Consider the following 15,135-nt stretch of genomic DNA (forward strand, 5'->3'; position numbering starts at 1 on the left):
ATAGGAATGGTAGGATTGGCTTGATTAAAGCATAAAAATGAGGGCTTTTCAATGGAACAGCCGAACGTTTTAGCGAAGTTTTAGTTTTTGCGATACAATAGGCTTCAGTAACGGATGCGCAGTGCGTATCCTAACCCTGTCAAAGACCTGTCAAAGGAGTACAAAATGGAACGAACCGATGTTATCGTCGTAGGTGGCGGCCCCTCTGGACTTATGGCATCCATCTCTGCTGCACGCAGCGGAGCCAAGGTAATTCTCGTGGATAAGGGAGACCGACTTGGCCGCAAGCTTGCTATATCTGGCGGAGGACGCTGCAATGTAACGAACAATAAACCACTGGACGAGCTGATTCAGCATATTCCTGGCAATGGGAGATTTCTGCACAGCGCGTTCAATCATTTTAACAATCAGGATATTATCGAGTTCTTCGAGAATCTCGGTATTGCATTGAAGGAAGAGGACAATGGCCGTATGTTCCCTGTGTCAGACAAGGCGAAGACGGTCGTTGAGTCACTTCTAGGAGAAGTACGCCGATTAGGAGTAGCGATTCGTGTCAATCAGCCTGTCGCACATCTGCTGTACGAGGATGGTTCCGTCCAGGGTGTGCGCTTCAAAGATGGATCCGCATTGTATGCTCCAGCGGTTATACTGGCTACCGGCGGGAAGTCTGTTCCTCATACGGGCTCAACAGGAGACGGCTATGCTTGGGCAGAGGCAGCTGGACATTCCATTACGGATCTGTATCCGACGGAAGTGCCTCTAACCTCAAATACGTACTTTATTCGTGAGAAGCTGCTTCAAGGATTGTCCTTGCGCGATATTCGGATCACGGTATGGAACAGCAAGGGGAAGAAGATTATTGAGCATCAAGGCGACCTGCTCTTTACCCACTTTGGCCTGTCCGGCCCTGCTGCACTTCGCTGCAGCCAATTCGTCGTGAAGGAATTGAAGCGTTCCGGCCTTCAGACCGTACAGGTCACCATCGATATGAAGCCTGATCTGACACTGGATGAGCTTGTTCGAGATTCGCTTCGCATTTGTGCCCAAGAACCAAAGAAAGCTATTAAGAATGTACTGAAGCATCTGCTGCCTGAACGAGTAATCCCGCTTCTGCTTGAACAGTCTGGCATCGATGAAGGTACCACATACGACCATATTCCGAAGCAGCCATGGCAGGAGATGTGCCAATTGATTAAGGCATTCCCTGTGAAGGTCAACGGCACGTTATCGCTTGAGGAAGCCTTTGTTACAGGCGGCGGTGTAAATCTTAAGGAAATCGATCCGAAGACGATGCATTCCAAAAAGGCGCGTGGACTCTATTTCTGCGGAGAAATATTGGATGTTCATGGCTATACGGGCGGCTATAACATTACAGCTGCCTTCGCAACTGGCTATACGGCAGGGATGCATGCTGCTCAGCAGACCCTACATCAAGCATAACAAGCAAACAGCCTGCTCACAGAGCAGGCTGTTTGTCTTCTATCATTAGATATGGATGCCGCCAGGGAAGTGATTCGTCGTCTCATCATCAAACATCCCGTATGCTTCTTCATCACGATGTGACAAGTCATCATGACTCGGATTGTGCCTAGCAGACGCATAGCGGTCATCATCTGCCCAATCCTCATTGACCATATGGGCCGGGATAGGGATATAATTCATTCCATAGGCTTGATCCATAACGGACATCTCCGTCATACTCGCTTCTTCTAGAAGCTGGCCGCCGTGCGCCTCTGCGATCTCAAGCGCAGAGGTCAAATCTCGCTTGTCTACATGGATATGCAGTTCTGTCTCACTAGCGCTGTCGTAAGCAGGCGTATATCCTAGCTCCTCCAACGTATCGAACGCCAATCTTGCACCTGCAGGATCCGAGAATCGGAACCGAATCGCAGTCGTATCTTGCATCCTCGTTCCTCCTATTCGAATAAGCTTACGTTAATATACCCGCCAGACAGGAGGAACATACACACAATCTGTCCTGCAATTGGTTGTACGAGCAGTTGCCGAATACTTTATTCAGTAGAGGACAAACGTGACTGTTCTTGTCTCTCCTCCATTTGCTTCTTCTGCTTCCACCCACGCAGCGTAACAATTGTATTGCCGATGAAGGCAGCCATCAGACCACCTCCCGCTACATATAGCGGAATCATAATAGGTGTTGCAGCAATACCTGCAGACAACCCCCACAGTACGCCTGGCCCTGCACATAAGACACGCGCCATATGCGCCGAGGCCTGCTGCAAACTCTCTGAGCGGAAGCTGAACATGGACGCCACATCACCATCGATGAATTCCTTCCAATACGTGCTCAGCCAGTATCCGAGAATACCGCTTAGCACCGGCCCTATAAGAATGAACAGACCATGCAGTGAAGTGATATAAGAAGCACTCATTCCAATAAAGAGGAGCTGCAAATAAAACTTGCGATGCGTGCTGCTTCGAAGCAATGACTTGACCGCGATAGCTCCAATAAGGCGGCCTGACTCATTCGTCTTCATGAAGTAGCCCGACTTCGGGAACAACATTGGGCGTGTCCGTTTGCGCCGTTGTGCTCTATCCACGCTCTGCGACAGCAGCATCGCCGTTAATTGCATCTTGAGCTCGCCCTCCCGTTCAACATCATGCTCAAATGTATGCTGAACATGGTTTCGCCAGCGAATAAGGGGGAAGCAGCTGACCAATATAATCGAGCCATAGACGAGCACCCAACTCACATGAATACCGAGCAAGTAAAGAATAACTCCATACAAGCCAAGAGCTGCCACCCCTGTGACAAAGCGGATCATCCAACGTGCCCAACCTGAGAAAGCAGCCAAATTATAGTTCCGTACTAATCCTGCTAAGTAGGATAAGGAGCTAATGGAAAATCCAATCGCGAGTAAATCCGTACTATGCAACGAATACCCGCGTATGAGCCATGGAGCAAGCAGTAACAGTATGACGGCCGTTATAATCGTTCCTCGCAGTGCATATTGAATTAACCCGAATCGAACAAGCGGCTTCCACCAATGCGGCTGCTGACGAAGGAAGAGAATATCCCCGCCTTCCACCCAAGTACGAAGTGATCCACTTATGATAGGCAGCAGCAAGGGAAGCAGCCAGATCGCTATAGGCAGCTTCAGCCATGCAGCATCCAAGGGTTCCACCCACCATCCCCAATAGAACTTAACTCCTAGGAGCAATAGCGGTACGACAATATACAACCATACCGTCCAATCCAATGCGATACGAAGTGCCCGCCATTGATACACCATATTCGTCTGGAAGCGGCGGAAGGCAAGTGTTTGCGGGGATGTTACCTTCATCGTCGACAATGGACGAACCTGTCCCTCGCTCCCCATTAGGTCAACACCTCGAAACAATCGAATAGGGTTCCATCCGGCAACCCGCTTATTTGCCGCACTTCATCAAACGTCCCTCTTGCAACCACGCTTCCCTGATGAAGCAGGATGAAGCTGTCGCAGACGCGCTCAGCCGTGTCGAGTACATGCGTACTCATGAGGACGCCCGCTCCCCGCTTGCGTTCCTCCTCAAGCATACGGAGGAACTTCCGCGTTGCTCGTGGATCCAAGCCAATGAAGGGCTCATCCACGATGTATAATGACGGCTTGAGCATGAAGGCAATGATAAGCATCAGCTTCTGCTGCATTCCCTTCGAGAAGCTCGTTGGGAAATGGTGCTTCACCTCTGTCATTTGAAATTCGGTGAGCAGATAATTCGCCTGCTCGACAAACTGTTCCTGCGGCAGATCATATGCAGATGCAGCGAGTTCTAAATGCTCCCATAATGTCATGGAGTCATAGAGGACAGGCTGTTCAGGCACGTATGCATAAGTTCCATTGCCATCCCCTATCCGAACGCTGCCAGCAACATCTCGCATAATGCCCAGCACGGACTTGATTGTCGTGCTCTTCCCAGCACCGTTCGGACCGATTAGCCCTACCAATTGACCCGCTTCTACTTGAAACTCGATATTATGTATTTTAGACTCGCCTTTCTCATATCCTGCAGATTGTATCCTTGCATCAAGAACAACCATGCGGATCTCCCCCTTTATCTTAGGCATAGCCAAGCTGCTGTACCTAACCGTTCTTCTAACTTTTAGTTTACTCTATCGTATCTATTCTTGCACAGAGCTGGGCAGTTTCAATGTACTGAATGCCAGGTTCAGCCAAATGTTACCGAATTGCCCTTTCTAAATTTGAATAATTCAAAATTTTTTTGTTCATTGTTTCACAAGTGTGACAAAAGACATTTAATCTCCTATCTCCTTCGATATACGATAAAAGAGTAAATCAAGAAATGAGGGGGATTCGTATGTCTGAACGAATCGATCATGAGACCGAAGCTGCCTTGCATTTATTCCGTGTCTTCTCTAAGGCATTCAAGAGCGTAACGGATCACTCAGCTGCTGGATGCAAAATAGAAGGATATAATCCGACTGACTTCTCCGTACTCGAAATGCTTTATCATAAAGGGCCTCAACCCATTCAACAAATCGGTTCCAAGCTCCTTCTACAGAGCGGAAACGTAACCTATGTCATTGATAAGCTCGAACGTAACGGCATGCTGCGCCGCCACCCTTGCGCGACGGATCGTCGCGTGATCTTCGCTGAGTTGACTGATAAAGGCCGTGAAGAAATGCAGGGACTGTTCCCCAAGCATTCTCTACTCCTTAAGCGTGCCATGAGCGGACTGACACTCGAAGAGAAAAAAGAGGCTATTCAATTGCTCAAGAAGCTCGGGATCCAAGCAGAGAAGTTAAGCCTTGTCACGAAAAAGGGCTCCTAGCAAATCCATTAGTTAATACGCTTAAATTTCCAATAGGGCTGAATCAACTCACAGAGCGGAAGAACATGTTCTTCCGCTCTTGTTATTTCTCTTCATGACATCAAGTCCAACGTTCTGAATGTCGCACGCGAATATCGCAATAACACGCGCCTCTCCTGCTGCAATTGCTGCTCAATGAGCTTCTCAATCTGATTGAGTATTACACCAGGCGGAGAGTTATTCTCGATCCCCTTCTGCCTCGTACTGCGATACCATTCGACAGCCAGCTTATCAAGCGGGGTTGGACGGAACTCCTTCATCTTCGAAGCCAGCTCCATATATAGTCGATCTGACTGCTGTCCCCCAAGAAACTCGCTTCTGCGCGCTTTATCCAGTAATACTTTGCGAGAAGGCATATACGCCGCAACCGTTGCATCATCGGTCACCCCAAAGAACACGCTCTTCATGAACGACCATGCCAGCTCCTTGTTCTGGGCCTGTTCAGACATAATAAGCGATGCGCCTGTCGAGTAGCCGTACAACTTCATTGGCAAGCGAGTAGCTCTCCACAATCCCTTCATATGCGGCACCCACTCCTCCAATTGCAGCTCTCCCCAGGAACCAAGATACACCATTGCCAGCTTTCCACTCCGCAGCGCTTCATTCCCCGCATCCGTCCACAATCCGACATTTGCATCCAGCCCCTGCACATTAACACGCTGAGACAACAGCAAGCCTTGCGCGATCATGGCATTATTCCGGTTGAATTGCAGCTTACTGTTAAGTAGCGGGAACATGGACTCAAACCACTGCATGGGTTCCCGATCCCACTGAATTAAATAAATGCCATGCTCCTTCAGCTTCTCCGCCATTGCCAGCCAGCGGTTCGGATCCTCCATGTAGATAGCCAATTCTTCTGGGTCTGACGGAAATCCGTATCGCTCCATAATGTCCTTGCGATAGAAGGTGACAAGCGGCGAAGTTGTAATTGGGAGAGCGATAAGACGCTTATTGTCAAAGGATAGTCCAGTATCCCATAAGTCGGGAGAAATATCCGGCTTCAACGTGCTCGCGAGAAAAGGCGCAGCATTTAAGTCCATCAACCCTTGTATCCCCGTAAATTCCCCTAGAAATTCATGGCCAACCTCCATAACATCCGGAGCATCCCCCTGCTCCAAGGCATCCAAATAAGCATCAACATGGTCTTCATAAGAAAAACGCTTTACATTTACCTTCACGCCTGGATGCTCGATTTCGAATTTCTTGGCATAGTCTACATACTGTTGTTCGAAGCACCACACGGTTATAGCGGAAGGCTGCTTAGACTCTACGACTCGCTCATCGTCCTGCAATTGCGGTGGGATCGTGGTCTCATCACATCCGGTTGTAGAAAATATCATGATGATCATCATTGCGAATACAATTAATCTTCGTAATGGCAAGCCCTTCCCTTTCACAAATTAACCTCCATATGCTGCAATTGAATTGCTTCTTAGCTTGCTTGAAAAGTCAGGGAACCTAGCAGCAAATTCATTGGCTGCCAGCGGGGGACTAATATAATATCCTTGGAACTGCCTACAACCAAGTGTGAGCAGCTGTTCAAGCTCCTGAGGTGTTTCAACCCCTTCAGCTGTCACTTTAAGATTCATGCTGTCTCCCATTTGGATCACCGCTTGAACAATCGCAGTATTCACTTTATCCGCGAACAAATGCCGCACAAAAGAACGGTCAATTTTAAGCACATGAGCAGGCAAAGTCTTTAGGCGGTGCAGCGAGGAATAGCCCGTTCCAAAATCATCGATCGCTATCTGAACTCCTCGTTTCTTAAGATTGTGCAATACCTCGTTGACCTGCTCGGTGGATTTATTAACGTATCCTTCCGTTATCTCCAAAATCAAATCACTCGGATTAAACTCACACTCGCGAATAATTCGATCAATTGTCGCGACGAAGTCATTCGTAAGCAATTGCCTTAACGAGACATTCACAGCCAGCTGGAAGGCAGACATCCCTGCATCAGCCCACATCCGGTATTGCATGCATGCAGATCGAAGCACCCATTCCCCAATAGGAACAATTAGTCCAGTCTCTTCCGCGACCGGAATGAACTGTGTCGGCGATATAAACCCTTCATCCCCAGAAAGCCAGCGAAGCAGCACCTCTGCGGCTGTGACTTTCCCCGAGTCATCTACGATCGGTTGATAGTGGAGCAGCAGCTCTCTACGTTCTAACGCTTTGTACAAACGTGTCTCCATAAACATGCGTTCAGGCTGCAAGGTCGGCTGCAGTTCATCATAGAAGACCACTGAATGGCCACCACTGTCCTTGGCAGCGTACATGGCTGTATCTGCTTGCTTAAGCAGATCCGTATATGCATATCCGTTATCCGGATATAAGGATACACCGATGCTGGCAGAGACAAATAGTTCATGAGCCTGCACAAGGAAGCTCTCTCGCAGCCGCTGCAAAATCCGCTTAGCGACCGCGTTGACTTCCTCTCTTGAGCTGTCTTCGAGCATAATGATGAACTCATCCCCGCCATATCGCGAGCTCAAATGCCGGCCGGACAGTTTTGATAGACAATCCGACAAGCGCTGCGCAATTTGTACAAGGAGCATATCTCCTACATTGTGGCCGAGCGAATCATTGATATGCTTGAACCGATCTATATCTATGAACATTAACGCCAATGAACTAACCTTGTTATCCGCATCTTCCAGCGCCCGCTCTACATTCATCGTAAAGTAATGCCGATTGGGAAGCTGGGTCAGCGTATCATAATAAGCAATATGCTGGAGCTTCTCTTCCGACAGCTCTAGCATTTTCGTCTGGTCAAGCAGCTTCTCATTCATGCGCAGCATTTCCTTGAATACTTCCGTTAGCCGATCACTCATTGCCCGGAAATTGATTGCAAGTAAACGAATCTCTCCGATTCGAATGCAAGGCCATTTGACGGTCTTGTCCTTCAGCAATTTATGGTGCATCCCCGCTGTCGCCTCCTCCAAATCACGAAGAGAGCGAACAATAAAGCGGCTTACCGCAAGTGATACCCCGGTAGCCAGCAGGCAGACCATGAACAACATTAAAAACTTGCGCAAATAGACGTCAATCGTCGTTTGTAGAAAATAGGAAATCGGAATAAACCCAACAACCTTAGCGATCGGATGATCGGTCAGCTTGTCCTCCAAAACATAATAACCGTCATTCCACCTTCTTGTTCCATAATCATAATTTCTGTCAGGGGGCAGAATACGGGAAAAAGAGGATTTCACCCCGTAAGCATCCATCCGAATTTGTGAATGATGAGCGGCCATGCGAACAGGTGATTTATTAGGTACAGTATCTTCCATGTACACTGCATTGCTTTCGAACCATACCTCATCACTCGAAGCAACCAATTGGCCCTTATGATTGAATGCAGCCAACTTCAATAAGCCATTCTGGGAATGGAGCTTTAAATTATCGTAAAGCTTCCCTGTCTCCATAATCGATCCGAGATTGAGCCCTTGGCGCTGTTTTCTGTCCATCTTCAGAAGTGCGTCTGTAATTTGAGCGGTTTGCAATTCAATTCTTGCTAAAGAATCCCGTTCGATGTCCTGCTGCATATCGCGACTATCAATCAGCATATTCAGCAGAAACGGAAGGAACACGATTGCGACAGAGAGATGCATCAGCAGCTGATTGAGATACACGGGCTTCGTTCGCAGATCAGGCAACAGCCGTTTCCATGGCATATAGGTAACGACTACATCAGCGATCAGAGCATTCAATAGTCCGCTCATTGCGAACATAAAATATTGAAGTAGTGCTTCTGCGTTGTACTCGTTGGTCTGCAGGCAAAATAAAACCGCTGCAAGGGGAGCTCCGATTCCGAACCAGAACAGACTGTCCCAGAGAAGCAGGAACCCCCTTTTCCGTTCATACATATATCCAACCAATATCATTTCCAATCCAATAAGCAGCAATATAAACGAACCGTAACCTGAGAAATAAAACCCTAGTCCAATAATAAGCGCCATAATTGCCGCCCAGTGCGAACCATACAGAACAAGCATAATGAGCAGAGTGGCCCCACACAACATGAACTCCGCACCGTATGAAAATTCGAGTCCAATTACAGAGAACACTGCAGTGAGAACGGTCAGTATCACGAACAGCATACTTGTACGCAGCGAAGCCAATGGGTGTAACGTACGTGACATGGCAGAGTGACTCCTTTACTGATGGAAGCAGTACATTTCTCTTATTCCGAAATACTTCGACACAAATCCAAAATTTCCTACTTTTGTGCAGGATAATGTAGAATGATTTATTTGCAAGAGCAACAATCCCCCATAAGAAAAAGGCCGTCCTTCCAAGCAGTTCCTACTGCCGGAAAAACGACCTGAGTATCTAGTGTTTTTAGTCAAGTTACGTAAAGAAGTATCAGTACAACTGTCTTTAATGAGATGGAGAAGAAGCTTCATCCTGACCGGATGATTTCCCGGAATTTGTCGACTTAGGCATGAACAACATACATACTAAGCACGCGACCGCGATAATAGCCATTAGCAGGAAGACCTGCCCTAACCCTGTCTCTAGGAAAGAACGCAGTGTTCCCATTAAATCAGGCGACAGCGAGCTTGCACTTTCTGGGTTCAACAGCTTGCTCAGATCCTCATTCGAGACACGCGAGGATACGTCAGGCCCTGCATCTGATACCATCGATGCAATGCTCGCATTTAAGAATGTCCCGAACGCGGCAATGCCAAGCATCTGCCCCAACGACCGTACGAACGTGTTCAATGCTGTTGAAGCACCTCTCATGCTCCAATCAACAGAAGACTGGACAATGACTGTAAATACCGTGAATGACAGGCCGAAACCTAGGCCTGACAATGACATAATGATTACGATCATAATAAGCGGGGTTGTACCCGAAATCGTCGCTAGCCATATGGAAGCGATCACTATCAATATCATCCCTAGCGTCGATGTCACGCGTGCCCCTATCTTAATTAGCATGCGGCCGCCTATAATCGAGCCGATCAACCATCCAATTGACATTGGGGTCAGTGCCAGGCCTGAGCTGGAGGCATTATGCCCTAGTACACCTTGTGTCCAAAGCGGCATATAGGAGCTGATCCCCATCACGATTGCACTTGCAAGGAAGCTGACAAGGTTCGACACCCCGATGTCGCGAATCCGGAACAACTTGAGCGGCACCATCGGTTCCTTCGCCTTCACTTCGATCCGGAAGAAGAGAGCAAGGAACACAGCCGCAATCCCAAACAGTGCGAACATCCATGGAGAATTCCACGCGATCCCCTGACCGCCTGTAGTAATCGCGAACAAGAATGCGGTCATCCCGATGGAGAATGTCGCTGCCCCCGCATAGTCGACAGGCTTGTCCTTGCGCTCCACCTTCTCATGGAAGCACACCATGATCATCCATACTGACACGATGCCGAACGGCACATTGAAGTAGAATATCCAGTGCCATGATAATGAATCGACGAAGAACCCGCCGACTAACGGCCCGACCAACCCAGCAATTCCCCAAATAGAGCTGAATAAGCCTTGAATCTTGGCCCGTTCCTCGTATGTGTAAATATCCGCTACCATCGTGAAGGTGACAGGCATTACAGCGCCTGCTCCGATTCCTTGAAGGGCACGGAATATAATCATCTGCGTCATGGTGCCCGACAGACCGCACAGCATCGATCCCCCTACAAACAGAGCGGAGCCGATAATAAATATGTTCTTACGGCCATATAAATCAGCCATCTTCCCGAACAATGGTGTTGAGATTGCCGTAGTAAGCAAATAAGCGGCATATACCCAGCTAATCAAGGATAATCCGCCTAAATCTGCAACAATCTTCGGCATTGCTGTACTTACTACTGTTACCTCGATTGCCGCCAGAAAGGTCGACAATAGTAGTGCAAGTGTGACAAGCTTGCGGCTTCGTCCAGCTTGCATAGAAGCCTCGTTCCCCATAAATACCCTTCCTTCGTTCCTAAATCTCGTACAGCTTCCGCAGCTCATGATTCACTATAAATTGATGTGCAGTGAGCCCCGATCCATATTAGCATGCATCAATCGCGGGTGCTCTACCTCTTCCCACATACGATCATGTGTGGCAACAATCAACGCGCATCCCTGTTCCGCTTGGCGCAGACACCAGTCGCGAACGAAGGCTGCATGTACCGCATCCAAGGAGGCTGTCGGCTCGTCTAGCAGAATGACTTCAGGTTCGTGCGCGGAAGCAATTGCTAGACTGAGCAGCCGCTTCAATCCAGTTGGCATATCATGCGGATGCAGATGCTTCACTTCCCATAGACAATATTGCTGCAAGCGAGACTCCACTTCCCGTTCCACCTGTTCATGCGTATAGACAGCGTGGCCTTCCCAAGACTGTCCTTCTAGGCGCAATCGCCCGCATTGATTCGCTGCATGGAGAGCATCTCGCAGTTCCTCTTGCACGGACGCTGCAAAGAAGCCCGATTCGGGCTGCTGTGCTGTGAATCCAATAAGTCTTGCCACTTCACAGGATCGCAGCTTCTGCCCCAATTGGCCTGCAATCCACCATTCACCTTCCATGCTGCCGGAGCGCTTCGACAAGCCGCCGGTTATAAGGCGGAACAAGGTTGACTTCCCCGACCCGTTCTTGCCCGTCAGCAGCATACATCGCCCTGCCTTAAGCTGGAAGGTAACATTATGAAGCGCGTCCTCTGTCTGCCGACGCTTCTGATCACGATGAGCAATAGGATGATACCGATAGCTCACCTTCGATAAGTGCAGAAGGACTTCTTCTTCGAGTATTCTACTACACTCGCCCCCAGCACACTCTGCTCGTACAGCAGCATCGTCTCCAGCACTTCCTTGTTTTACAGTGGCTGGCACCTGCATGGACATAATAGTTGTCTCAGCGTTCCCTTCCCACTTCGGAGGTATAATGCCTGCCTCATAACAGAGCTCCAAGCAGCGAAGCTCGTCCTTCGGACGGGATAGACCGTTCAAACCATCCCTTGCGGGATATACAGGCATCTTTCCATCATACACCATTCTCCCATTATGCAACAGAAGAAGCTGTGCATCTTGTATCCAGCCATGCTGCCACTCGTCTGACAGCTCGTCTAGGCGCGATGCGGCTAATACTATCGTCCTACCCTGACTATGCCAAGCTTGAAGCTGCTCTAACAGACGGCGTCGAGATTCCTTATCCATCTGACTCCACGCGTCATCAATAAGCAGCACATCCGGCTCCATCGTCAATACAGAAGCAACAGCTGTACGTTGCTGTTCGCCTCCTGACAACTGCTGAACCTGACGCAAGCGCAGTTGACGCAAATCAGCCTTATCAAGCTGCTCTTCTACTCTACTATGGATGACCTCTCGTGGCAGGCCAAGATTCTCGGGTGCGAAGGCTAACTCATCCTCAACCGTACCAATCACAAACTGCTCCTTGGCCTCCTGCAGGATGAAGCCCCTGATTGGCGCCTGTCCATCCTGCACCATGCCGCAGCTCAATTCACCTTGCTGCTGGCCTTCATGCGACTGCATTGCACCGGCCATCAGCTTGAGGAGCGTTGTCTTGCCGCTCCCATTTCCCCCTGCCAGCAGCACAACAGATCCAGACTTGATACAGAAGCTGCATGGCTGCAATACTGGTTCAGACTCGCCAAAATAAGTAAAGGCCACACGCTCAGCGCGCATGACCTCCTTAGATTGTAGGATTCTCATATTAAACTGGCCCCCTACCATACTACTGCCCGCGTGACTCTCTTCCTAGTGCGAATGGGCGCATTGCTCTTGTAGAAGCAATCCGATCCCCAATCATCTTGGTTAGAGCACCGCACAGCAGCATCCCGCTTATACAGCGGATAATTAAGGTTGCAATAAGTACCCACATCTCATAGTGGATATAACCGAACATAAAGGCCGAAACCACAAACCACAGCGGTACTGCTGCTGTACCTACGAACAGCATGGTGAACCAATTGTATTGACGGTAACGGAATACATAAAACAACGGTTCAATCACAACCGCATAGCATAATGCCGCAGCAATACAGGACCAAGCCCCGTATGCGCTTCCCATTAAGATTTGTACACAAGCGCCAAGCGAATATGTTACCAACGCTGCCCCTGGCTTACGGATAACATATATCGCAAGCAGACCATATATCATGTACAAGCCGACAATCGTTGATGTTAGCATCGGTCCGCCAACAGAGTGCAGCAGCTTATTTACCCAAGATAACCCGGTCGTCATTACACCATTTGCAGCTGCAAGCAATGCCATCAGCACCCAGTCCGCTAGTGTAAGGGAACGGAGAGAGAAACGAGATTCGTTCATTGTAGTTGTTCCATTTCCCATTCTCATAGATGACTCATCCCCAATTCTTCTACTTATGTAACGTTGTGATACTGGTATATGTTAACCAAGAACACACGAACTACCATTAACGTTACAAGGGATAGCATGGAAATGCAAGTCAAATCTATCAACATTGTGTGCGATTATTGTTAACCCAAAAGAATTGTCGCAGTCATAGCTCCTACAGTCGCAGTCGCAAAGCTGATCCCAAGCGCAGTAAAACGCAAAGTTCTCCATGACGTTCGAGCAATGCTTGCCCCGAATTGCTTCACTTCCATTGCTGTCGCTACATTTTGAACGTGGCGCATCGCACTGGACGTAACCGCAGCGACGTATTGCCCCGCTAGACGCACTCGCTCACCAATCCCCTGTGGCGCGGTAAGCTGACGCATCCGCTGTGCCTCACGAATATTGCGCGCTTCTTCAGCGAGAAGAGGGACAAAGCGCAGCGCGATGGCAACGGCGAACGCGAAGCGATTCGGCAGCCTTAGATGATGGGACAACGCCGTGACAACATCACGCGGCTCTGTAGTCGTAGCGTATAGCAATGATGACAGGAACATCGTCAATGCACGCAGCGTCAGCGTGAGTGAAGTACGGCACGCTTCCTCGGTCAGATTCAATCCGAGAATCGTAAGCCGAATCTTGGTACCCGGCAGGACTAGGCACTGGAATAGAAAGAGCGGCAGTGCGAAGCCAAGCAGCAGAATGAGCACCGTTCTCCATCGCGCACCTGACCACCCCGCTCCTGTCACTCCGATGATAAGCAGGGATAAGAACCAACCCAACTGCCAATTCAGCTTCATGCTCATCATAACGGCAAGACCGCTGCCGAACAGCCATATCCCCTTCGTGATCGGATCAATTCTGTTCAGCCACGCTTGCATGTTCGTTCATCCCCTTCTGACTCGCAAGTGTGCTCCAGCAAGGTTAGAATCCGCTTGGCCGCCTGCTCAATTGGATCGTCCGGCATCGAGCAGAGGAACAGTGCCATTGCTCTCGCATTTACCGTTTTGCCGCTTCCCCTTAATATCTCTGACTCTAGAGCTGTGTACGCTTGCTCCGCTTCCTCACGCTGCTTCAAGCTGAACGGCGCACTCATCACTGCATCCTTCAGCAGCCACACTTGATCCAGCAATTGTTGCTGCGAGTTGGACATGCTTACGTGTCCGGAACGCATAAAATCATTCATAAGCGCCATGGTAAGTACAGGCTCGGCATTCTTGCGAACAAGTGACTCCGCAGTCGCATCCAGAACATTCACAATAAAGGTGCACACTTGATCAAAATCCACATTTTTCCGGTCAAATGTCGCATAACTCATGAACTCAATGGTCATACCACTAATAATTGTCGCTAAGTCCATCCAATAAGGTTCCGCTTCCTGACCGTAAACTTCAGCAACCACTTGGCGGAAGGTAAAGAAGCGCTTTGCACGGAAATCGAATACCATATCTCGAATTTCCCGCTTTTTATATAGGTGTGCTTCTTTACGCTGCAGGGTAAGGAACAACTTGAATCTGCCGAACTGCTCCAGAGAAATGTGAATGAGCTTGTTCAGCTTCTGGCGAGCCGGCAAATTGTCAGCGAGTGTATCCCGCGCTAATTCATACATCATCTGATGATAATGGTCGAATATTGTGAACAATATTTCTTCCTTCGAACGAAAGAAGGAATAGACTGAGCCCTTGGCAATTCCGATACGTTCTGCAATTTCTTGAATCGAGGTTTCATGATAACCCTTTTCAGCGAACAGCGAGAGCGCTGTTTCCATGATGAGACGTTTTTTCTCTTCCATGTTCCGTCCTCCGTATGTCATGACTTTCGGTTCAGCCCTTTTTGACCGCCTAGTCAGCATCGTTTGTTACGTTATTCCTACCATACCACAAACATAATATGATGAAAAATATTTTAGTTCCAAAACAATTGACTTCGCGGTCAATCGGGATTATAGTATCAACATGCTATTTTTTGACCCGAAGGTCAGTCGTTCACACAACATA

Annotated in this window: 12 protein-coding genes; 2 read left to right on the top strand and 10 right to left on the bottom strand. The window is 48.8% G+C overall.

The window, feature by feature from the left end; translation table 11 throughout:
- The first annotated feature begins 165 nt into the window (after positions 1-165).
- Positions 166-1,440 carry a BaiN/RdsA family NAD(P)/FAD-dependent oxidoreductase gene (locus BBG47_RS00905; protein WP_065290153.1) on the top strand — a complete coding sequence of 425 codons (1,275 nt, stop codon included), beginning with the start codon at positions 166-168 and terminating at the stop codon, positions 1,438-1,440.
- 45 nt (positions 1,441-1,485) lie between these two features.
- On the opposite strand, the gene BBG47_RS00910 is transcribed toward BBG47_RS00905, so the two are convergent.
- From BBG47_RS00910 to BBG47_RS00920, 3 genes are all read right to left on the bottom strand, one after another.
- Entirely contained in the window at positions 1,486-1,905 is a 420-nt protein-coding gene (locus BBG47_RS00910; protein ID WP_021256172.1) for a hypothetical protein, read from the bottom strand.
- Positions 1,906-2,012: 107 nt separating this feature from the next.
- Positions 2,013-3,341 (bottom strand): ABC transporter permease, encoded by a 1,329-nt coding sequence (locus tag BBG47_RS00915; protein WP_065290154.1) that lies wholly within the window; start codon positions 3,339-3,341, stop codon positions 2,013-2,015.
- Positions 3,341-4,039: an ABC transporter ATP-binding protein gene (locus tag BBG47_RS00920; RefSeq protein ID WP_021256174.1), complete on the bottom strand. Its 699-nt coding sequence runs from the start codon at positions 4,037-4,039 to the stop codon at positions 3,341-3,343. The genes BBG47_RS00915 and BBG47_RS00920 overlap by 1 nt, the downstream gene beginning before the upstream one ends.
- 278 nt (positions 4,040-4,317) lie before the next feature.
- Here BBG47_RS00920 and BBG47_RS00925 point away from each other — a divergent pair, with 278 nt between their 5' ends.
- On the top strand, positions 4,318-4,791 hold the full coding sequence (locus BBG47_RS00925) for a MarR family winged helix-turn-helix transcriptional regulator (protein WP_021256175.1): 474 nt from the start codon (positions 4,318-4,320) through the stop codon (positions 4,789-4,791).
- Between the two features lie 92 nt (positions 4,792-4,883).
- Here BBG47_RS00925 and BBG47_RS00930 read toward each other — a convergent pair whose 3' ends face one another.
- The 7 genes from BBG47_RS00930 to BBG47_RS00960 all read right to left on the bottom strand — a co-directional run bounded on the left by BBG47_RS00930 (position 4,884) and on the right by BBG47_RS00960 (position 14,930).
- A complete protein-coding gene (locus tag BBG47_RS00930; RefSeq protein ID WP_065290155.1) occupies positions 4,884-6,227 on the bottom strand; it encodes an ABC transporter substrate-binding protein in 1,344 nt (447 codons plus the stop codon).
- A 3-nt stretch (positions 6,228-6,230) separates the two neighbouring features.
- Positions 6,231-8,972: a putative bifunctional diguanylate cyclase/phosphodiesterase gene (locus tag BBG47_RS00935; RefSeq protein WP_065290156.1), complete on the bottom strand. Its 2,742-nt coding sequence runs from the start codon at positions 8,970-8,972 to the stop codon at positions 6,231-6,233.
- Between the two features lie 238 nt (positions 8,973-9,210).
- Positions 9,211-10,749, bottom strand: coding sequence for an MDR family MFS transporter (locus tag BBG47_RS00940; protein WP_065290157.1), 1,539 nt, complete (start codon positions 10,747-10,749; stop codon positions 9,211-9,213).
- Between the two features lie 54 nt (positions 10,750-10,803).
- Positions 10,804-12,495 carry an ATP-binding cassette domain-containing protein gene (locus BBG47_RS00945; RefSeq protein ID WP_065290158.1) on the bottom strand — a complete coding sequence of 564 codons (1,692 nt, stop codon included), beginning with the start codon at positions 12,493-12,495 and terminating at the stop codon, positions 10,804-10,806.
- Between the two features lie 22 nt (positions 12,496-12,517).
- Positions 12,518-13,111 carry an ECF transporter S component gene (locus tag BBG47_RS00950; protein ID WP_065290229.1) on the bottom strand — a complete coding sequence of 198 codons (594 nt, stop codon included), beginning with the start codon at positions 13,109-13,111 and terminating at the stop codon, positions 12,518-12,520.
- A gap of 170 nt (positions 13,112-13,281) precedes the next feature.
- A complete protein-coding gene (locus tag BBG47_RS00955; RefSeq protein WP_065290159.1) occupies positions 13,282-14,019 on the bottom strand; it encodes an energy-coupling factor transporter transmembrane component T in 738 nt (245 codons plus the stop codon).
- Positions 14,004-14,930, bottom strand: coding sequence for a TetR/AcrR family transcriptional regulator (locus BBG47_RS00960; protein WP_065290160.1), 927 nt, complete (start codon positions 14,928-14,930; stop codon positions 14,004-14,006). Before BBG47_RS00960 ends, BBG47_RS00955 begins: the two co-directional genes overlap by 16 nt.
- Between the last annotated feature and the right edge of the window lie 205 nt (positions 14,931-15,135).

This window comes from Paenibacillus sp. KS1 (genome assembly GCF_001680695.1).
In the GTDB taxonomy this organism is placed as follows: Bacteria; Bacillota; Bacilli; order Paenibacillales; family Paenibacillaceae; genus Paenibacillus_B; species Paenibacillus_B suaedae.